13 protein-coding genes are annotated in these 22,304 nt (G+C 45.4%); 5 read left to right on the top strand and 8 right to left on the bottom strand.

The window, feature by feature from the left end; all coding sequences use genetic code 11:
* The first annotated feature begins 338 nt into the window (after window positions 1-338).
* The gene (gene pdxH, locus A3EU_RS0115310; RefSeq protein WP_020537065.1) at window positions 339-983 is read left to right on the top strand and encodes a pyridoxamine 5'-phosphate oxidase; all 645 of its coding nucleotides are present in this window, start codon (window positions 339-341) and stop codon (window positions 981-983) included.
* Between the two features lie 584 nt (window positions 984-1,567).
* Here pdxH and A3EU_RS0115305 read toward each other — a convergent pair.
* A complete protein-coding gene (locus A3EU_RS0115305; RefSeq protein WP_020537064.1) occupies window positions 1,568-3,463 on the bottom strand; it encodes a tetratricopeptide repeat protein in 1,896 nt (631 codons plus the stop codon).
* A gap of 483 nt (window positions 3,464-3,946) precedes the next feature.
* Between A3EU_RS0115305 and A3EU_RS0115300 the strand changes: the two genes are divergently transcribed.
* A complete protein-coding gene (locus tag A3EU_RS0115300) occupies window positions 3,947-8,872 on the top strand; it encodes a hypothetical protein (protein WP_020537063.1) in 4,926 nt (1,641 codons plus the stop codon).
* A gap of 606 nt (window positions 8,873-9,478) precedes the next feature.
* On the opposite strand, the gene A3EU_RS0115295 is transcribed toward A3EU_RS0115300, so the two are convergent.
* The 7 genes from A3EU_RS0115295 to A3EU_RS0115260 all read right to left on the bottom strand — a co-directional run bounded on the left by A3EU_RS0115295 (window position 9,479) and on the right by A3EU_RS0115260 (window position 17,468).
* Window positions 9,479-10,189 (bottom strand): HAD family hydrolase, encoded by a 711-nt coding sequence (locus tag A3EU_RS0115295; protein ID WP_020537062.1) that lies wholly within the window; start codon window positions 10,187-10,189, stop codon window positions 9,479-9,481.
* A gap of 4 nt (window positions 10,190-10,193) precedes the next feature.
* Complete coding sequence (locus A3EU_RS0115290; RefSeq protein WP_020537061.1) at window positions 10,194-10,844, bottom strand: ABC transporter ATP-binding protein; 651 nt, start codon at window positions 10,842-10,844, stop codon at window positions 10,194-10,196.
* Window positions 10,845-11,000: 156 nt separating this feature from the next.
* On the bottom strand, window positions 11,001-12,692 hold the full coding sequence (locus A3EU_RS0115285; RefSeq protein WP_020537060.1) for a sodium:solute symporter: 1,692 nt from the start codon (window positions 12,690-12,692) through the stop codon (window positions 11,001-11,003).
* Between the two features lie 358 nt (window positions 12,693-13,050).
* On the bottom strand, window positions 13,051-14,706 hold the full coding sequence (gene pgi / locus A3EU_RS0115280; RefSeq protein ID WP_020537059.1) for a glucose-6-phosphate isomerase: 1,656 nt from the start codon (window positions 14,704-14,706) through the stop codon (window positions 13,051-13,053).
* A gap of 98 nt (window positions 14,707-14,804) precedes the next feature.
* Window positions 14,805-15,038 carry a hypothetical protein gene (locus A3EU_RS0115275; RefSeq protein ID WP_020537058.1) on the bottom strand — a complete coding sequence of 78 codons (234 nt, stop codon included), beginning with the start codon at window positions 15,036-15,038 and terminating at the stop codon, window positions 14,805-14,807.
* A gap of 82 nt (window positions 15,039-15,120) precedes the next feature.
* Window positions 15,121-15,450, bottom strand: a complete 330-nt coding sequence (trxA, locus tag A3EU_RS0115270; RefSeq protein WP_020537057.1) for a thioredoxin — start codon at window positions 15,448-15,450, stop codon at window positions 15,121-15,123.
* A gap of 548 nt (window positions 15,451-15,998) precedes the next feature.
* Window positions 15,999-17,468 (bottom strand): T9SS type A sorting domain-containing protein, encoded by a 1,470-nt coding sequence (locus tag A3EU_RS0115260; RefSeq protein WP_020537055.1) that lies wholly within the window; start codon window positions 17,466-17,468, stop codon window positions 15,999-16,001.
* 165 nt (window positions 17,469-17,633) lie between these two features.
* Here A3EU_RS0115260 and ung point away from each other — a divergent pair, with 165 nt between their 5' ends.
* From ung to A3EU_RS0115245, 3 genes are all read left to right on the top strand, one after another.
* Window positions 17,634-18,314, top strand: a complete 681-nt coding sequence (gene ung / locus A3EU_RS0115255) for a uracil-DNA glycosylase (protein WP_020537054.1) — start codon at window positions 17,634-17,636, stop codon at window positions 18,312-18,314.
* Window positions 18,315-18,837: 523 nt separating this feature from the next.
* On the top strand, window positions 18,838-20,733 hold the full coding sequence (locus A3EU_RS0115250) for a hypothetical protein (protein ID WP_020537053.1): 1,896 nt from the start codon (window positions 18,838-18,840) through the stop codon (window positions 20,731-20,733).
* Window positions 20,734-20,996: 263 nt separating this feature from the next.
* Entirely contained in the window at window positions 20,997-21,656 is a 660-nt protein-coding gene (locus tag A3EU_RS0115245; protein ID WP_020537052.1) for a hypothetical protein, read from the top strand.
* Window positions 21,657-22,304 lie beyond the last annotated feature (648 nt).

Below are 22,304 nucleotides of genomic sequence, written 5' to 3'. Positions count from 1 at the left end.
TCCGCTGGAAACGCAAGTTTCCAGCTTTTTTTTGTCCATTATTGTCGTTTACCATGTCACATTTGTTGCGTTTTTTGTAGTATTATAGAAGTGTTATGGGCTTTAATTTGTGTTATAAGAAAGATTAATACGGTTTAATTACCGTCAAAATACAATTGGGTGAGTGTTTGTTCATAGTTAGAATCCCCCCTTGGTTGGGGGATTTTTTTTCACCCTCTTAAGAATTTGTGTTGTTCATAGTGTTTGTTTCGAACCCCGTCCTTTGATGGGGTTTTTTTATGCCCCTAAACTTCATAGATTTAGAGGTGTTTTAAAAGAAGAAAGTAAAACATTAGACTATGCTATTAGATTTAGGAGATCTTCGCGAAGACTACAATAAGGATGAACTTTCCATTGAAGATACTTATCCTAGCCCGTTTGATCAATTTAAACAATGGTTTGCCGCTGCTCAGCAATCTGAGGTACGGGAGCCTAATGCCATGACGCTGGCAACGATTGCTGCAAATGGTCGGCCTAAAGCAAGGATCGTATTACTCAAGCATGTAGATGATCATGGCTTGCTATTCTATACCAATTATGATAGCCAAAAAGGGCAGGATTTGGTGGCTAATCCTGTAGCGAGCCTCGTTTTTTTCTGGGATGCCCAGCAACGTCAGGTAAGAGTTGAAGGTACTGTTGAAAAAATCAGTGAAGCATCGTCACGCGACTATTTTCAATCTCGTCCGAAGGGGTCACAAATAGGGGCTACAGCCTCCCCACAAAGTCAGGTCATTTCTGACCGTGAAATCCTGAGAAATAAAGTTATTCAACTGGAAGAGGCTTATGCCGATCAGGAGAAGTTACCCTTACCAGGCAACTGGGGTGGTTTCCGCCTTATTCCCGATTGCTTTGAGTTTTGGCAGGGGAGAAGTAGCCGTCTGCATGATCGTATCCGCTACCGCTTGGTAGATGGTGAGTGGTTGCGCGAGCGGTTGGCCCCGTAATCCGCTATGAATTCAATAAGTTTAAGAGGAAAGGAGTATTTTTTAAAACCACCAAAGGCACCGAAGGAGAAATTACTTCGGTGCCTTTGGTGGTTTAAATTTAGAGGTGATGTTTTTTCAGAGATCTAATAAATCCGGGTGTCCGAGTATTTGTCCGGTTGTTTGTCCGAGTCCTATAAGTCTAGATTAGTGAAAGTTATTTGTTCTTTTGTGCTAGAGTTGTTGCATAGCTTTTAACCCAAGCAATAAACACAAAAGCCTTAATACTGATTTTTACTGTGATGCAACACTCTTTTTCAGCGGGAAATTACAGATGAAAATTACGTTCGGTTTGTAAAATTTGAAAGGGGGCTTGTAGGGCTTGTTTACTCAAATGTTTGTGCTACTCCTTTTAATCGCGTTTAGGCGTCGTTTGGATGACTATTTATTAGCCCCTAACAATTGGCTAGTCACGATCTAAGGACCCTTACAAAACTGCTCTGCAAGGAAGAACCAGTCACTACGCTTCGGCGTGGTGACTGCGCCTTCTCAGATTAGCCACAGGCAAGGTAAACAAGGCACATCTCTATCAATTTCTCTTGGTTTTAAAAATCGCTGATGAATGCATCTAATGTATTCGTGTCGGGTAGATTAAGTTTTTTACTTAGCCGATGGCGACTGCGCCAAACACTATCACGAGCGATACCTAGCGTCTCAGCTATTTCAGAGGTTTCAAACCCCAATTTGATGAGTAGAAAGAGGCGCGTTTCTGCAGAGGTCAAATTGGGGAAATCTTGTTGCATTTTTGGAATGAATCCAGGTAGCTGCTCGTTGAAGCGCTTTTGGAATTGCCCCCAATCAGCAGGGGTCAGTATTTTCATACTGATTAATTTCTTATCAGGTGTACTATCGTTGTTCTTTCTTTGTGCACTATTGGCATCTGTAATGCGGAGATGCAGCTCTTCAATCATTTGGTCTTTTAGTGAGAGTATGTCTCTGGTTTCGTAGAGTTGAGTTTTTGTTTCTGTCAAATCTTTTTGCGCCAGTAGCAATTCTTGGTTTTTCAGGCGTTCGTTGGTTTCTGCGAGTTTTTTGGCTTGACCAAGTAATTGCTTTTCTTGTATCAAAACATTTTTTTCCTGTTTTATCAATTGATGCCTGATCCTTTGTCTTTGATAAAGGAATAGTAGCAGGCCTATTGAAAGGAGGGCGAGGAGTGACGCAATGAGGTTTTTTTGGCGAGTGATTTTCTGCTGAGACTCTAACACTTCGATTTGGTAAGCTTTTTGAGCTAGTTGGTAACGCGCATCGGCATCAGCGGTTGCTTTGATTCTGTCTGATGTGATTTTGGCTTTAGTCAGCTGGAAGTTTTCTTTTTCTGCTAACCATGCTTTTTTGTACAGTTGTTGTTTGCCATAAACTTCTCCTAGTAGTTCATAACCCTTCGCTAAATTACCGGTGTCTGGTGTGGACAGCGACTCGCTTAGGTAGATCTCAGCGGAATCTAGTTTTCCAAGGCATAGATAGCATTCTCCAAGTGCCAGCCCATATTGGTAATAGCCAAAAAGGCTGCTTTTATTTGTATTCCGTTGGTAAGCATCTAAGAAATAGGGGAGTGCCGTTTCACATTCTCCTTTCATGAAATGGGCTCTTGCCAGCCAGTAGATAAACCTGGGAGGTGGAGGAGAGGATTCATTTTCTTTTTTAAAGATATCGATCGCTGTATTGGTCCAAATGATACTGGAATCAGGATCCGATCTTAAGTAGTAAGCGCTGAGACCAGATGCCACCCCTGCTTTGAAACGCCAAGGTTTATCCAGTTTTGAAGCGTCGGCCTCCCACGTCTTTTTCCGCCAGGATAGTTCTTGTGGTTTGTTGCCACTTCGTTCATAGGCAACAGCTATATCCTTATATAGATAAGCCCGTCGATGAGAGAAGGTGGTGTCATGAATATTAAGTAAATCTAATACTTCGGAGTAGGCTTGAAGTGCATCAGCATAATTGTTTTGATAGACATAGCTGCGGGCCATCAGGTAAGTTGCATCACTGGCATCTAAGGGGCGATCAAGCTGGGTATAGCGATCGTGCGCATCCCTGAGGCATATCTGGGCAGAATCGAATTTAGCGAGGTCTACATAAAATTCTCCTCGTACCATCTGAGCAAAAGCAAATACCGTATCATGCGGGTAGTTTTCTTCATAAAGTTCCAAGAGCCGGAAATTTACCGCAGGGTTCGACCTCGGCATGTGATACCAGATGCTAAGGCAGCCCCAAGGTTGAAGGGCAGATGGTACTTCTGCTTTTAGTCGGGCGATACAGGAATCTGCATCAGATAGTGGATAAGTAGCAAGGTAGTCACCTCCGTGAGCAGCATTTTGGGTTTCGAAAAAAGAATTGTCCGGTTGAAGAGGGGCGTTTTTCTTACAACTGAGGGTACAGCATATAAAAAAGGCGACCAAGGCGAAATAATGAAATAGGTAGAGAGAACTGTGGCTTCTCATTGTGAGTACATTACGTTTTTGTAAAAGTAAGCAATGAATAATCCTTAATTAACTGCTTGACCACTTTGTCCGAGTTTGTCCGAGTTGTTGTTTGCGCGTCAATGGATGGTGGTACCCTGTTTTTGAACGACTAAAGACCCCGAAGGGAAGATTATTTTGGTGCCTTTAGTGGGCAAGATTTAGTGCGCAGGCCGTGAGGCCGGAGCGCGGGGCCTGGTAGGGCGCAAGGCCGAGGGATGGCAGCGGTTCCGCTCCTTAGGGGTGGGTTTTACCCACCCCTAAGGAGCGGAAAGAGCGGACAGCCTGGTGCCGTAGTGGCGGCGGCGCAGCAACGCTACTAATGGCACGGCCCCAAAAGAAGGAGAGAATGAACATAGAAGGGGGTTTTAATTGCAAATAATTGATAATGTATCCTTTGCAAAAGGTTTAACTTTCGTATTTTGATAGCGAAATATTCCCATTAACTTTTTTAAGCTCTCAAAAATGAAAAAAGGACGCAACTCTGCAAGAGTGATCTCTCACTCGTTACTCCTCCTATTCGCAAGTTTATTTATTGGAAGTTCTTCTCTGGCTGATGCGCCAATGCTGCCTCCGCTTGATGTGGTATGCCCGGCAGCGACTGGGCAGGTCGTGAAAATCAAGCGATTACAACGAATAAGCGGATCGCTGGAGCTGGGCGACCCAACGCTTAATTTTCTGGACTACAGTTGTTTCTCTTCCTACTTGCAAGTTGCAGCGGGGGAGCACGAGTTTGATGCGGTCAACTTCACACCAAGTGTATCGGGGATTTATACCTTTTTTATGGGCGCCGATTTTGCGGGTAATTTTAGTTTGTCCCAGGGTAGCTTCAACGTTGATAATCCTTGTAGCCATTTGATGCAAAGTGCTGAAAGGAGCTATTTGTTGCCGCTGCCAGGTGTTTTACCGTTTCCAGAAGAACATCTGAGTTTTGACTTGCGTGCCAACGAAACGTACAACTTGTTGATCTCCAATGAACTTGTAGGTGAGGTAGGAAGCTGGGAGGTGACGGCCTACCACGAAACAGCAGGTACGCTGAGCGGGTTCGATGACCCGGTGTTTCATCCGCTGTTGTTTGATTTGCTGCTTACGGATACGAGCGAAGTACTGTTTTCCAGTCCTCAACAATGGATCGTCGACGAAGCAGGAAACCTGGATACAGCGGCGACGTTTGCTACTTTTTTTGCAGGTGATGAAGCGCAACTCAATGCTTTCCTGGCACAATTGAATTACACCGGGCTACCAGCAGTAAGTGGTGATTGTGGACCGATGGTGGTGCGCCTGAACGATGAACTTAGCGAGGGAATGGCCTGTGAAGGGCTGACCATTACCCGGACTTTTGAGGTGCAAACGATAGACGAAAATTGCACCCCTGCTATTACCAGCTGCCAACAACTGATTTCTTTTCGATCGCCAACGTTAGCGGATGTGCAATGGCCCGCTTATTCGGCGAGTGTGCAATGTGACGAAAATTTTCCTGTAGATGGCGAAGTCGGAGGGCCTGACGACAACCCTTCGGTAGCAGCAGTTGGAAGACCATTGCTATTGACGGCCGCAGGCTATGTGGAGCTGGATTCCAGCTATCTGAACCTTGGCGCTAGCTACATGGATGAACCGAGGATTGTGGTGTGTGATGGAATCTATAAATACCGGCGGCAGTGGAGCCTGGAGGATGAGTGTGCCCCAGAGGGCAGCCTGATGATTCCCCAGTTGGTGACCGTAGATGATGAGGTAGGGCCTGTTTTTTTAAACCTTATGGATACGATAAGGATTTCTTCCTCTCCATTTAGTTGTATTGCCAATTTTGCAGTGCCCGTGCCAGAGGTGACGGATGGCAATGGCTGTTCCTCCGCAGTGCTTACGACGTATGCTGTTTTGGCGTTTGGAGAATTCTTTTTTGCGGGTGGTGATCTCGATGATAGTGATGTTGTTCAGTTACCGCTTGGTGAGCACGTCGTTGTTTCTTGTACCGAAGATGCTTGTGGTAACGAAACTTGTGGGGAAACGGTACTTATTATTACGGATGATATCCCACCCAATGCCTATTGTGATTTGAATGCGACCGTATTGATTGGAGGTGGAGATATAGCGAATGGAATAGAGGGGATTGCCCGAGTATTTCCTGAGGACGTGGATAATGGGTCCAATGATAATTGTGGCGAAGTGACGTTTGAATTGCGCCGAAACTATTGGCGCAACAATACCTGCGACCCAAGTGCCAATCGTTGGAGTCCTTGGGGGCCGCATGTCGATTTTTATTGCTGTGATATTGATAATGATAACGTGACGATAGAGCTACGCGTAACCGATGGGGGAGGACAACAAAGTACCTGCTGGACGATTGCAGAAATAGACGATATGCTTCCTCCGTATTGCTATGCGCCCGCTGCGGCATCGATCAGTTGTGAGGAAATGCCAGTAGACTTTCCAGAAGACATAGAAGCAGCGTATGCCAATGATTTTGGAGCTACTTCGGTCTTGATGAACAGCTTGTTTGGTGAAGCTACCGGTACGGATAATTGTGCAGTGGATACCCTGGTAGAAATGCAGCCCCTCCTCCAGTTTAACGACTGTGGCTGGGGAACTATCACCCGTCGTTTTGAAGCTTGGCAGTTGTTGCCGGAGGGTGATGTGAATGGCAACGGTGCGATTGACATAGCGGAAGTGCTGCGATCTACGAATAGCTGTACTCAGGTCATTACGGTAGCCGAAGCTCATGATTTTGTGATTGATTTTCCTCAGGACGTTATCGTAGACTGTAGTGAAACAGATTTTACAGGTGTGGTGATTACCTCGACAGGCTGTGATGTGTTGAGTATCAATATCGGTGACCCGGTACCCTCTACTGTTTCAGGAGAGGAGTGTAACCAGTTGAGCATTACCTACGACGTCATCAATTGGTGCGTGTGGGATGGTGTCTCAGATGGCTGGGAAATTCCCCGCCTCACAGAAGATGACGGTGAGCTGTTTGGTACAGGTTTTGGTGTAGAAGCCGCCGAACGCCCGGTACTGCGGATCACTTCGACAGTTGGCCCTGATGACGAAAATTGTGATGGTATTCTGAGCACTACAGAGAATGGTACAGAAGATGCTACGGATATTCGCTACTTTTTGCTGCTAGACCGCAACCATCCGGATGTGGATGGTGATTCTAGCTTACCAGATGCCCAATACGACAATGTAGCCGAAACGCCAGCGGAGTGTTTGCCTGCTGATGCGGATGGATTAAGGACTTATGGCCGTTTTCGTTACACGCAGTTGGTGAAGGTGTTTGGTGTGGACAGTATTGGTATCGAGGTATCAGCCTTCGGAGGCCCGACGATAAACTGCCCTAATTTGTTGCCTGGTCAGTTTGGTGATTATGACGGTGATTGTGAAGAAGAAGTGCGTATTACCTTTTCTGTAGGTGCTGGGTGTGGATTGTTTTCTGAGGGGTTGAACACAAGCGTAAGCATTGTTTCTGCACAGTTGGATGCTTTTGCGGTAGATGCGAATGGCGATAACATCATCCAAGCAGATGAATTTGTTGCAGAAACGGGCGAGGCCGGTAATGTAATTGCCAATATTGTTACCAATAGTGATGGCACGTATACCCTTGAAGGAGCTTACCCCATTATTCCATCAGCAATGGGGGATAGTATTTACCACGCTGTATCTATTGTTGTAGAAGATGGTTGTGGTAATCAAAGTAATGAGATGATCACTTTTGATGTAATTGATTGTAAAGGTCCAACACCCATCTGTATCAATGGCTTAGTCATAACTCTAACCCCACAACCGGGAGGAGGCTGTGCTCTTGAAGTGATGGCCATCGATTTTGAAGGATCACCCATCTATGACTGTACAGGCCAAGGGCCAGGAGTACATCCGTCATCAGTGCAGCCACTTATTACTAAGTACGCCATTTACTTCACTTCTGAAGTAAATGATTCCACCTTTGTGCCTAGTCCAGCTGATACCAGTTTGTGGATCACAGATGAAAACTATGAGGAAACGACGCCTATAACCATCTTTACCTTTGATGAAGAAGGAAATTATGGCTCTTGTGATACTTACATTTTGGTTCAATTTTCACATGAGTGTTTTCTTCACCTCGGAGGAGTGATTACCACGAAAGAGGATGAAGCCATTGAAGGAGTAGAAGTGACCCTGAGCGGTAGTGCCAATAGAAGCGATGAAACAGATGCTGTGGGCGATTACTACTTTGGAGGCCTGGACTTTGGTGGGGATTTTTCCCTTGTTCCTTACCTCAATACTGACCACGGGAATGGTGTCAACACCATTGATATGATAAAAATGTTGAAACACATCAATGGGACTGAGCTGTTGCAAAGCCCTTACCAGTTGATTGCAGCGGACGTTGATGGTTCCGGAGATATTACGATGGATGATTTTGATTATATCCGGCAGCTTTTGCTAGGTATAATTCAGGTGTTTCCTAACAATACGAGCTGGCGTTTTGTGCTTGCTGATTACGTATTCCCGAATCCTTCTAATCCTTGGGCATCTGCATTTCCGGAAATTATAACGCTGGCAGATGTGCAGGAGGATGTTTTGGATATTGATTTTGTGGGTGTCAAAATTGGCGATTTGAATTGTACGGCTATGTTTAATTTCCAATCGCCTCCGGAGTCGTACCTTCGAGAGACGGTTAACCTTTCGATAGAGGATGTTGAAATGGAAATGGGGGAGGAATATACGATCCCTGTTATGGTCAAGGATTTGGCGCAGTTTGCTGGTTTACAGGGGACGTTTCATTGGCAGGACTTGGAAGTAGTGGATGTCCATTATGACCGGGAGTCCTCCTTTGATCACGATCATCTTGGTACCCGTTATTTAGCGGAAGGCTACCTGACGATGGCTTGGTTTAAGCCAGCAGAGATGCGTGGTAAAGAAGTTGCTGGAACGACGACCTCATTATTCAGCTTGGTCGTTCGAGCGAAGAGAAAGGCAAAATTGAGTGAGTTGTTGAGTTTCAATAGCCGGTACACGGCTGCGGAGGCGTATAAAATTCCGCTGCGGCTGGACGATAGCTTGCCTGATGGAGGAGAGGAGGTGTATAATTTGGGGATTATATTCAGCGACAGAGACGTTGCAGCGCAAGGCCTTTTCGAATTATACCAGAACACGCCTAACCCATTTACAGCATCGACGGTGATCGGGTTTAATTTGCCTGATGATACGATGGGTACAGACGGATTGACATTCGTTTCAATAACGATCAACGATGCCAGGGGGCGGGTGTTGACAGTGATCAAGGGGGATTACGCCGCAGGGTATAATACCGTGAACATAACGAAGCAGCTGCTCCAAGGCGCTAGCGGTGTACTCAGCTACACGATAGAAGTCGGCGAGCATCGCGTGACCAAGCAGATGATTGTGGTGGAATAATTTCCACTGCCGAATAGGTTAAATTCATGAATTTAGCCGTAGTAGTGGAATAGAACTAGGTTCGATTGTTGGATGGTTAGACCATAAAGATAGAAAGCGGCAGTTCCTAAAAATGGGGGCTGCCGTTTTTTTTGTGTGCCAGAGGTATTGAGCCACATATGGACGCGCCGACGTAGATATAATCTACGCCTAACGCGGTAAACCAAAAGACTGGTTAACTGGTCTTTATGTTTTTTAGCTGTTTGACCAGCATATTTTGAACCACCAAAGGTGTCAAAGGGATTTTTTGAACGATACATGGGAGCACCGACGTGATATAATCTACGCCTAACGAGGATTGAGCGTAGGTTGAGTTCACGATTCTACGNCAAAACGGAATTTTGCAAACGTGTATCGATACAGGGTAAATTCACGAATTTGCCTGGCAATAGTGAAAAGGATAGCCGCGCAGGCCGTGAGGCCGGAGCGCGGGGCCCGGAGGGGGCAAGGCCGAGGGATGGCAGCGGTTCCGCTCCTTAGGGGTGGGTTTTAAACCCACCCCTAAGGAGCGGAAAGAGCGGACAGCCTGGTGCCGAGGAACGACGGCACGGCCCCAATAGAATAAGTCTATTGAATACCGAAAAAATCGACCAATTCTGACATCCTTCCTAGTTCAGTGTAGGTATAATCGGCTAGTTTGTGCTCGCTTACTTTTTCTAGCTCCCAGGTGGTGTGGTAGGGGATGTGGATGGCATGCCCGCCTGCTTGTAGCACCGGAAGGACATCGGATTTGAGGCTATTGCCGACCATGAGGAATTGCTGAGCAGGGATGTTATGCCTTTTCAGCAGGTTGCAGTAGGTGACCTCGTTCTTTTCACTGACGACCTCTACAATTTGAAAATAATCAGCGATCCCAGAGCGGGCGAGTTTGTTTTCTTGGTCGAATAAGTCGCCTTTGGTAATGACCATGAGCACGAAATGCTCACTGAGGGTTTTGACGCTTTTCTCTACAGTTTCTAGGAGGTGCACGGGGTGTTCGAGCATTTCCTTACCGAGGTCAATGATTTGCTGGATTTCGATGCCACTGACTTTGCCGTCGCTAAGCTCTACGACGGTTTCGATCATAGACAGGAGGAATCCCTTGATGCCGTAGCCAAAAAGTCGCAGGTTTTTCTTCTCGTATTCGTAGAGCTTGCTGTCCATCTCCTTAGGGTTAGAGACGTATTTGCCGATGATGTCTCTGCAAGCATCCTGAGTACGAACGAAGATGGGTTCATTCATCCAGAGGGTGTCATCGGCGTCAAGCGCGAGGTATTTGATAGTCGCGGGATCAACCATATACTTATTTTAGGCGACCATCCTCCATCACCAAGCGACGATCACTGAGTTTAGCGAGTTCTTCGTTGTGGGTGACAATGACAAAGGACTGCTTGAAATCTTTGCGAAGTTGGAAGATAAGCTCGTGCAATTCTTCGGAAGTTCCAGAATCGAGGTTTCCTGTTGGTTCGTCGGCAAAGACGATGGCGGGCTGATTCATAAGGGCCCGAGCCACGGCTACACGTTGTTGTTCTCCGCCGGAAAGCTGGTTAGGTTTATGTGTCAGCCGGTCTTTGAGGCCAAGGTAGTCTAATAATTCTTTGGCGCGATTTTGGGCTGCACTCTGATCCTTTTGTTGGATAAAAGCAGGAATGCAAACGTTCTCCAGTGCGGTGAATTCAGGCAGCAAATGATGAAATTGAAAGATAAAGCCGATCTGCTGGTTGCGAAAAGCGGCCAACTTTTTTGTGGAGAGATCAAAAACAGATTCTCCCTTGATCAGCAGTTGCCCTTGATCTGGGCTGTCGAGGGTGCCAAGGATATGAAGCAGCGTACTTTTTCCAGCACCTGAGCGCCCAACGATGCTAACGATTTCTCCTTCATCAATGCTAAGATTGACGCCTTTGAGTACCTCCAGACTTCCGTAGGATTTGCGAATATCCTTTGCTTCGATCACGTGTTTCCATTTTTGCGAATCCAAAAGTAGGGATAATTAGTGGAAAGTAGCAGCCGAAGAGACGGCGGCTATAAATCAATTGGTATAAAAGGAGTGTGCCCAAATGTTTTATCATCTGGGCACACTGAATCAATACGTTTTAGCAATATGCTTTTCTTACCAGAAGTATCCTACTACAAATGCAGTAATGATAAGCAGGACGACTGCCTGATAACGATAGTTTTGGTACCAAGGTAGCTCGCGCAGTTCTTCTGTTTCTTCGGCGATCAATGATTTCGTCCAGATCATGCCTTCCAACTTCGCGGTTGTTGGTGCTGTTGAAGCCAGACTGACGCCGATGTGAACAAAAAGACAAAGGAAAAACAGCACTGTAGTACGGAGTAAGAAGTGCATTTGGAAGAACCAGTGGTCTACTTCAAAGAAAATGCCTACTACCCAGATGGCAGCGACAATTAACCCAAAGATCAAGCTGTAGAAGCTACCATCACTACTGGCTCGCTTCCAAAATAGCCCCAGCAAAAAGGCCGAAACTACCGGAGGGGCAATGTAGCCGAGTACATCCTGAAGATATTTGAAAAGGTCACCAAATTTCTCGATTTGTGGTGCCCATAAAGAGGCCAGAACAACCAAGATCAAAGTTGCAATTTGCCCAGCCCTCACGAGCTCCTTACTCGTCATATTTGGACGTAACTTGTTGACGAAGTCCATCGTGATTAAGGTAGAAGCGGAGTTGAAGGTAGCCGATATACTACTCATCATTGCCGCTAGCAGCCCTGCTACTACGAGGCCTAATAAGCCCGTTGGTAGCAGCTTGAATAGTAGGGAAGGATAAGTGTAATTAGTACAATTCGCTAAGTCTTCACAAGGGCCATTAAACGTTTGGTAGGCAATATCCGCATCGCGGAAAATGAGGAAAGCAATAGTGCCAGGAATAACCATAATGAGGATCACCGGCAACTTGAGTAAACCCGCAAATAATGCTCCCCAACGCCCGTGGTTGATGCTCTTGGAACTGAGAATACGCTGCACCATAAACTGGTTATTGGCCCAGAAGTAGAAACCCAGTAAGGGAACACCTGTAATGAGGCCCCACCAAGGAACAATAGGGCTGTCGTATTGTCGCCACCAATCGCCTTCATTTTCTCGAACGATACTTAAGGCTTGATCTGCATTTTTGTCGATGACACCAGCAGCATTAAGGTCGTTGAGTTGGGTAATCATTCCGTCCCATCCGCCCACTTCTTTGAGGCCATAATAGGTGAGGATAATCGAACCAAAAACCAGTACGATAGCCTGAATAACTTCGGTCTTGACGACGGAGTTGAGGCCACCAGGGATGGTGTAAGCTGCCGCTGCCGCTGCTAGTAAAACGATGATAATCCAAGTGTCTACGGAAGGGAAAATTAGCCCCAGTACGATCGTTCCTACATACAGCGAAGCTGCGGTATCAATAAGTACATTACCTACTACCGTAATAAAAGAAAAGTAGTAGCGAGAACGAGCATCGTACCGTTTCTCCATGAATTCTGGCATGGTGTAAACGCCACTTTTGAGGTAGAATGGCAGGAAGAAAATGGCAAAAAAGACCAAGACCAGTACTGCATACCATTCGTAATTGTATACGGTCATATCCAGCAAATAGGCAGAACCCGCTAGACCTATTAAAGTAGAACTGGAAATGTTAGCCGCAAACAAGGAAATACCTACTACCGGCCAGGTAAGGCTACGCCCCCCAAGGAAATACTCCTCGGAAGTGGCTCTTTTGGATTGAGAAATCCCGTAAACGATAATACCTACAAAGTAGACAATGATTACGAGGAAATCAGTAATTGTCAGTGTTGTGCTCATAAAAGGTAGATGCAGTGATAAAGAAGGTTTTCGATAAAGGAACAGCACGAAAATAAAAAGCGAAATTGCAGTTTATTGTCTGCGCAATACTAAGGAACGACCAGACTAAAAAAAAGAGCGACTATCCGCAATGGATATCGCTCTCAAAAGAAATCACCCGACTGTTATAAAGTTATAATTCTTGTGGTCATTCGTCGTTCCTTGTAATTTGGAGGAAACAATATAGCATCCTCAAGGAAGCGCCAAAATAGGGAATTCTGTGTTTTTACAGCAATTAAAGGTATTGTTTTTGAAAAACGCCTTTAAACAGCGCTTTATTTTAATGTCGATACAGGAGAAACTGTCATGTAGCAGGTACTTACTCTCGCCATTGCTTGTAAGTATTGATCAATCCGTTGGTTGAACTGTCGTGGGCTGCAATAGGAGTGTCTCCTTTTAGCTCTGGCTGAATAGCTTTGGCAAGCTGCTTGCCTAGCTCTACTCCCCACTGGTCAAAGCTGAAGATATTCCAGATGTGACCTTGTACGAATATTTTATGCTCATATAGTGCGGTGATCAATCCTAGTGTGTAAGGCGTCAAGGCCTTTAGCATAATAGAATTAGTGGGCTTGTTGCCTTTAAATACTTTGAAGGGTAGGAGTTTTTCAATGGCTGCATCATCCATTCCTTGATCTTTGAGTTCTTGACGTACCTCATCAGCCGTTTTACCTTTCATCAATGCTTCTGTTTGGGCAAAGAAGTTAGAAAGTAGAATAGGGTGGTGGTCGCCCATTGGGTTATGGGTGATGGCGGAGGCGATAAAGTCGCAGGGGATCAATTTTGTACCCTGATGGATAAGTTGGTAGAAGGCATGCTGGCCATTGGTGCCAGGCTCTCCCCAGATAATGGGCCCTGTTTCGTAATCGACGGGATTGCCCTCGCGATCAACGTATTTGCCATTGCTTTCCATATTGCCTTGCTGGAAATAGGCAGGGAAGCGGTGCAGATATTGTTCGTAAGGCAAAATAGCCTCAGTAGCAGCCCCAAAGAAGTTGTTGTACCAGATACCGATTAAAGCTAAAATAGCTGGCATATTACGCTCAAACGGCGCTGTACGGAAGTGTTCATCCATAGCGTGAAAACCATCCAACAGCTGGCGGAAGTTTGTAAAACCTACGGTACAAGCAATAGACAAACCAATGGCCGAGGTGAGTGAATAGCGGCCGCCGACCCAATCCCAGAACTCAAACATATTGACAGGATCAATGCCGAATTTACCCACCCCGTCGGCGTTGGTAGAAACAGCAACGAAGTGTTTAGCGATATCTTCCTCCTGCGCAGGATGTTCCAGGAACCATGTTCTAGCCGAATGTGCATTCGACATGGTCTCTTGAGTTGTAAAAGTTTTAGACGCAATGATGAAAAGGGTCTGCTCGTGATCTACTTTACGTAAAACTTCGGCCAGGTGGGTACTGTCTACATTCGAAACAAAATGCACCTGGCGGCCTTCTTGCCAGAAGGGACGTAGCGCTTCGGTTACCATAACGGGACCCAAATCTGAGCCGCCGATACCGATGTTTACCACATCCGTGATGGGCTTACCGGTGTAGCCGACCCACTCGCCAGTGATGACTCGCCGGCTGAAATCTTCGATCTGATCGAGTACCCTGTTTATATCAGGCATAACATTCTCTCCATCTACCATCACAGGTGTATTGGAGCTGTTGCGCAATGCGGTATGGAGGACAGCGCGGCCTTCGGTTTCATTAATCTTTTCACCAGCAAACAATTGCTGAATGCCTTCTTCCAGGCCACATTCGCGGGCTAGGTCCGTTAGTAGTTCAAGTGTTTCATCAGTGATGATGTTTTTACTGTAATCCAGTAGTAGAATGCTTTCAAAATCCTGTGAAAAACGTTCAAACCGTTGCGGGTCTTTGGCAAAAAGAGTAGTCATTTGCTGGTCTTTCATCTGCTGAAAATGAGCAGTGAGTTTTTGCCAGGCTTGAGTCTTGGTCGGATTAATGTGCGGAAGCATAAGCGTAGATTGATCAATAATTTAGATCACAAGGTTAGTGCATTTTTAGTAGCTATACAAATACGCTAAGGCAGAGGTTGGAAAAATTAAAACTGATTTTACATTCTCCGAGCCTTACGGCTCCCTGGAACATAACGGTCGGCAAAACGCTGAATAAAGCCTTGTCGAGACTTGGTAACCAAAGAAGTATCTTTTGTGTTATCAAAATGAGCACCTCTGTATTCATTCTCCCACTGCTGGATACCCCAGCAATTTGGACAATCAAAAGAAGTGCTGACAGGTATTGACTGGTTTTTTCTTAATAAAGATTGGAGGAATTGGAGAAAGGTCATGATGGGTTTTTTTGATCAGAAAAAAAGCTGTCTGTTCGTAATGAAAACCAACAGACAGCTCGATGTTTAAGCTACTACCTCGTTAGTTGGCTATTAGCTGTAGTTGTTGAAATTTACCTTCCAAAACGGTAGCTGATTGGTAGCCGACCATTTTATCCTGGATAGCTTGATCGCGTACCAGAAACAGAGCGGGAATACTCCTCACTCCGTATGCTTGGGCCAGTCCTGGATGTTTGTCAACATCAATTTTCAAGACCTCTAGTTGGTCGGCATATTTTTCAGAAAGCTGATCAACGACCGGTAGCTGCATTTGACAAGGCCCACACCAGTCGGCATAGAAGTCCAGTAAGACCGTTTTGTCTTGTGCCAGGATAGTGTTGAATTCGTCGGTAGATTGAATGATCTTTGCCATGATTTATCGTGTATTAAAGTTTTGATTACTGATTAATTACACAACAAAGATGCAGGGGAAACCCTCCGGAAGGAATGGACAGCTTTCCCAACAGACAGGACAAGTTTCCTTTTGCTGCCGTATTAAATGAAGATGAGTCCTCCCGAATTTTGATTGTCATCAAAATCCGTGCTGACCAATCGCAAAACTTAGAGCATGTTTGGGACTTGCTATGCCTGATAACCAATGCTTTATGAACTTGACTTCGCAGCGAAATACTCATTTGGCCCGCCAAACTCGCATTTAGACTGCTTGCCAAAACCATAAATCACTGATTATCAAATTAAATCCGTCCCAAACAAGCTCTTATCGTTAAAAACGCCCCCCCGTGATTTCTATTAGTGAAATCATGCGGTTTCGTACAAAAAGTCAGGTAAAACATTCTTTTCAGCTATTATAATGACCCTTCTTAAATGAAAGTCAGGTTGGATTTTGGCCTCAGCCAAAATTCGTCTGGCAGCTTGAGTTACGTGAATAAGAAGATGTGCGTGAGCACGAATAGAATCAGCCTATTGCTTTAATAATTTGCCGCTGTCAACTTTTACTCCTTTCTGGTCAAGGATATGATAGAAATAAGTACCACTGGGAGAATTAGTAAGATCAATGGCCTGGGTAGTTGCTTGCGTAATGAGCTGTCGACCAAATAGATCAAACAGTACGATTTGCAGGCCCTCCGCAGGTGATTTTACGTATACAAGGCCGCTGCTTGGATTCGGATAAAGCTCAATAGCTTGTAGCGATGCCTCTTCGGTTTGGTCAATGATATCTCCAGAACAATTTTCGTACAAGGGATTTCGATAAATCGGCTCCTCCTCATAATCATCGTAGAAGCACAACAGTTCACTGGTGACAATATCGAAATAAGGACTTAGGTATTCCTCTGGGAATAGTGGATTTCGGATATCTCCAATGCCTTCCACCCACTGCACATTTTCCTGCCAGGGCGCTTGTGGTTCCAGATTGAAAAGGAGCAAGGAGTTACGCTCTTCTCCGTTGTCTAAAACAAAAGGCGACGATCCGATGTGATAATATTGTTCCGAAAAATTCATCGGGTAGTTACTTTCAAAGGTGTACGATAGATTCATTGGTAGCTCAAAGTCAAACAGTAGTTTTACTTCGTCGTCGTATGTTGGATGATAACGATACACCTTGGAGCCGACCTGTCGGTAGTAAATATCTTCTCCCGGACCACCGATGGAGGATTCGCTCAGTTCCCAAAACACCTCTCCATTGAAATGCACTGTATCCTGAAAGCGGTAAGAGACGATAGCCGTTTCCCAGGGACCTCCACTACTGGGGATGAGGTAGCGAAGCGTAATCTGCCTCCGGTTATTCACCAGCCCATCTACCGCAACATGACAATCCATGGCCGGGCGATTACAAAACTGGTACAGCTCAACGTAACCACCACTGATCAGGTTCGTTATGCCTTCAAAAGGACCAAAGTTGGAACCGATACCTTCCGTGATGGTTTGGCCACCATCCAGCGACCAAACGCGACGAGAGGCACCATGTGAAAATTCACTGTTAACTTGTTCAACCTGATAGGGGCCAGCGCCTACGAGGGAATCAAATACTATATCTCCGACCTCAAGGTTGAAGTCATAAAGCAAAAATTCCCGATCATTGATCCAGGCGTCTTCGGAACGGAAATAGACTCGCTGTAGCATGGTGTCCTCCCGAACAAAGCCCACTAATTCATCTTGAAAACCAGGTTCAAAAGGCTGAGTAATGGTCTCAAAGCCACCAATTTCGCCAGTGCGGGCATAGTAATTGAGCCAAACCATGGTGTAAGTGGTGTCGTTGATGAGGGTGTCTGCCCCGAAAACATTTTCGTAGAAATAATCAAAATCCCATAGGGTATTATCCAAGTCCCAGCTCACCATCCAGCGATGGTTGTCTTGCAGGAAGGGTTGATAGGTTTGAGTAAATAATGACTTTGAGAATAGCAGTAAGAGTAAAATTGTAAGCGCGCGCATTGTAATTGATGTTTCGTTATTGTAGATGTTTCAAGTATTGCTAAGCTGATTGAGAGAGAAAGCTTTAGGCAACTATGTATTAAAATAACGCATTTAGGTGCATTCAAGTGGCGTGTTTCCTTACCGTTATCTACCTTTGCAATCGCAATGACAAAAAAGCCTGGCATGAGTAACGTGAAAATTGAAGCATCCTGGAAAACAGCGCTGACTAACGAATTTGAGCAACCTTATTTTCAAAAGGTGGCCCAGTATTTGCGCCAAGCCAAGGCCGATAATAAACTGGTCTACCCTCCGGGCTCACTGATCTTCAATGCTTTTGATACGACTCCTTTTGATAAGGTAAAGGTGGTCGTCCTTGGCCAAGACCCCTACCATAATCCAGGGCAGGCTATGGGGCTCAGTTTTAGTGTGCCCAGGGGCGTGAGTGTCCCTCCGAGCCTGCGCAATATGTACAAGGAATTAAGCGGAAGCACCGATTTTACGACCCCCAAGCACGGCGATCTTACCACTTGGGCCGAGCAGGGCGTCTTTTTACTGAATGCTATGCTCACGGTTGAGAAAAATAAACCAGGAAGCCATCGAGATATCGGCTGGCAGAATTTTACCGATGCGGTGATTCAGACTTTGTCTACACAAAAAGAGCACCTGGTCTTCCTTCTTTGGGGGGCTTTCGCCCAAAAAAAGCGATCCCTGATTGATGAAACCAAACACTTGGTGCTAGCCTCTGCTCACCCTAGCCCTTTTTCCGCCCACCGCGGATTTCTCGGGAACGAACATTTTGTAAAAACCAATGAATACCTGCGAGCGAATGGCAAGGCAGTTATTGATTGGCAGTTACCGCTGTAGTTATTCCAGATTGGATCACCTTATTTTTATACGCTCACTAACATGACAAAGCATCGCTAAATCAAATTCCATAGAGAAGGAAATTGTATTTTTACCTCCTGATTTACGCGACTAATAATTTTACCGATTTTGCCTTAAAGGACGGGCATTGAGTATTTTCCGTTAAGAAGATAGGCAGCTTGGACATTGTCAGCGAAGCTTGCGTGAAAGTTGAGCCCCAGGCATATTTCCCCAGGCTTGAAAAAACAGGAAAGGAACTGTTCCTTCTCCTCTATTTAGGGTAACCGGGCGAGCGGCTTCGCAAGCGTTGGACACTCACTGCCTATTTTCAGGTAAATGGTCATAGCCTTGGGTTTTGCTTCTTTTTGCCAAGCAAAAGAAGATACAACACACTTTACTATTGGGTAACTTCCCAATAAGTTCTTAAATTTGATCTTTCTCTGGTATTTTGGTTACGATGGACTTCAAACACAAAAATATCAGAGAATCAATTTGACGAGTGTTTCCCAAAAACAAAGGTCTCATGACGAATCGCTATCTACTATCGATAATAATTTTGCTATTTACCAATAGCATCCTTTCTGCTCAAATGCAATCAGGGGGGCTGCCGCTAGGCCTTTCACAACCCGAGTCTCTCCTTCCTGCACCATTACTAAGCGTTGTTGGCCCGGATGTAGCAGCGTTGAAAAAAGCCGACGAACGCAATCCTTCCAATCGTTTCGCCGCTCCTGTTGAGGTCGATGTTGACATCAATAGTCATGGCAATTGGACGTTACTCGATGATGGCACCCAAGTATGGCAACTCCGGCTCCGAGTTCCTGATGCACAGGGCTTACTCTTGTTTTACGAAGATTTCAACTTGCCTTTGGGCGCAAAAATGTTTGTGTATTCTCCATCCACCAACCAAGTTATGGGAGCATATACGGGGCAGACGCGTCACCGTACCGATCGCTTGTTTACCGGCATTATCTATGGCGAAGAAGTGATTGTAGAATACCAGGCACCTGCCGACAATTTTACCGTTCCTTTTCATATTTGGCGGGTAGATGTTGTTTACAAAGATGATGGCCCAGATAAAAGTTTACTGAGTTTTGGCTTTGGCAGTTCTAGTGACTGTCACGATAATGTAGCCTGCCCCGAAGCAGATGAATGGCAAAATGAGCGCAATGCTGCTGCCCGTATTATTGTCGTGGTAGAAGAGGGGAGTGGTTACTGCACGGGTACCCTTGTCAACAATACAGCCCAGGATGGTCGCCTGCTATTTCTGTCGGCTTTTCACTGTATGGATACCTATACGCCCATTTATGACCTCTGGCGTTTTGACTTTTATTATGCTTCGTCGGATTGTGAAAACCCAGCAGAAGAGCCCGAGTTTCGATCTGTCTTAGGTTGTGATTCCTTGGCGGGGCGCCGGGCGATGGATTTTTTGTTGTTGGATTTGTACACAGAGACGACCATCGGCATGGAGTTTCACTTTGCGGGTTGGGATCGCTCAGGCGTAGCACCTGATTCCAGTGCTATTATTCACCATCCTCGTGGTGATATTCAAAAAATTGGGCAAGCAAATACTGCTGCTACCATTTTCCCCAACCAGATCACTTGGAGCAATGGGGTCGTCACTCCTCCTAATCACCACTACAGGGTTACCTACACCAACGGCACCACCGAAGTCGGTTCTTCCGGAGGTGCACTCTTAGACAAGCACCACCGTATTGTTGGGCAGTTGCATGGCGATGCGGGCACCACTACCTGCGACGGAACCATCGCCTATTTTGGTCGTCTGTCTATGGCCTGGGAAGGCCCCGATATGGGCAGCCGACTCAAAGAATGGCTCGATCCATTGGGGCTTCTCCCTATGCAGTTGGATGCGCTAGGTGGCTTACGTTCGGCGCTGATTGCAACAGATGACAATGAGCCCGTAGCCAATGTTGGGGTAGATTTCTACGTCGACGATCAATTCATCGCTACGACCTACACGGGTACCGATGGCCGTCTTGCCATCCCACAAGATATGCCTGCCACTGGAAGTTTACGAATGGAATTTGCGAAAGAAGGTAGCTACAGCAATGGCGTTACGATCACAGATCTCATCAAAATGCAGAAACATATTCTTGGTACAGAGTTGATGTCGTCCTACAAGTTACTGGCCTGTGATGTCAACAACAGCAACTCTCTGACAACCCTGGATATGATCCGTATTCGCAAACTCATACTCACACTTACCTCCGATTTCGGCAGTGATAGTGTAGCCTCCTGGCAGTTCTTTTCAGCTGATCAGACCTTTCCCGATCCTCTCAACCCTTGGTTTCCGGCACCACGCAACAATATCTTTAATTTCAATATGGAGACAGGCTTCAGGCTACCGGATTTCATTGCCGTAAAATCGGGTGATGCCAATGGAAATGCCTCGGTAGACTAAGGAAAGGAGTGTTTCGATATTTTTAAACAGGGGCCTCCCCGCCCTTTGGGACGGGGCGCTACGCTACGCAGTTCGCTCTTCGCTCAGCCCTGGCGGGCCTGCCCGTTGTTCGGGCAGCTACTTCACATCGCTAGTCCGGGTGGGTAGTTGGGGGCATCGTACCACTACGAATTGGCAGTCCTTTTGAAACTCGTATTTTGTAAAAGTACGTCAAAAGGGGTATTTTGTTCGTATATAAGTAAGTTCTATGCCATCAGAAAAAAATGAACCACCAGATAAGAACATATAAATCTGAATTAGGAGAAATCGAATTGACAATTGAGTCAAAAGGATATGAATTTGATTCGACTGAACAAAAAAATGGTAATGTTAATATAACAACCTTAATATTTGAAGACGGGATAATCAAAATTAGAGAATTCAAATTGCCAAATCCAATATACAGCGGAGGCAAAATTGAGAATTCAATTGGTTGGTCAATATTGATTGAATCTTTGAAGGACAACGAAGACCAAATCAGTTTTAAGTGTCAATTCAAAGACCAAATTAAAGGCGATATTTCTACCGGTGAACATTTAGATGCTCTTCAATTTATTAAGAACAGCAATTATGATCTCCATATTGGGACTGAAGATGCAGAAAGTATTATGTGGAGAGCAAATAGTGAAAATTATATGCCGAAACGATTTTTTAAACTATTAAGAAATAAACATAAAGATTATGCAGATAAACACTTTACGGACTATTGTGAAAATGGCTTCCAAACTAAATGGCCCAAATTGTTAGCAGGGGAAGTAGTGAAATTCCATTTTTTGATAGCTGAATCCGCATTAACAAATGAAAATGACGTAAGAACTTGGTTAGCTGTTGAGAAAAGGATTGAAGAAGTTGAACAAATAATAGAAGATGAAAAGGCGGCATAGAACAATGTACATGACGTTCATGTCGGCTAAACGCCGCCACGCCGCATGTACTAACCGTTGAGGCGTTATAGCTTTTGGGATGTTCACAAAACGGCTAGTAAAATGCTAATCGGCAAGAATTCTCCAGTAGAATGGAGAAAATATCGCACCGCAAAAGAGATACCTTGATGTTGGTGGGAACTGTCCGCCGTCGAGGGAGCTGAAAAGAAGAAAACCCTACCGCGAGAGGGATATGCTGATGTTGGTGGGATATGCCCGCCGGATGAGCAATGAAAAACAAACGCCCAACAAGGTGCAGACCGACAACCCCACGATAGTGATTTGCTTTGGGGAAAAGAACTGTTTATCGAAGGGAGTTGCAGTTGGAGACATTTTCTTTGTGTGGCTGCGGCTGCACTAAACGTTGCCCAAGATACTCCGCTTCGCTGCGCATCTTGGGCAACGTTTTTCGGGCAAGCCCGTGTGGCACAAGCTTCTCCGCTGCGCTGCGAACCTCGTACAACACGGGACATGCGGAAATTCAAAAATTTTTTCGGCTGCGCCGAAAATTTCCGAACTTCGCATGTCCCGAAAAACGTTCTGCTCAATTAAGAAAAAGGTAATATTAAGATGCTATATGGCCAATATTGAAGATAAAATAGAACAATA

The sequence above is a fragment of the Lewinella cohaerens DSM 23179 genome, assembly GCF_000379805.1.
Lineage (GTDB): Bacteria > Bacteroidota > Bacteroidia > Chitinophagales > Saprospiraceae > Lewinella > Lewinella cohaerens.
Note: the sequence above shows the minus strand (reverse complement) of the source record. Positions and strands in the feature narration are given on the sequence as shown.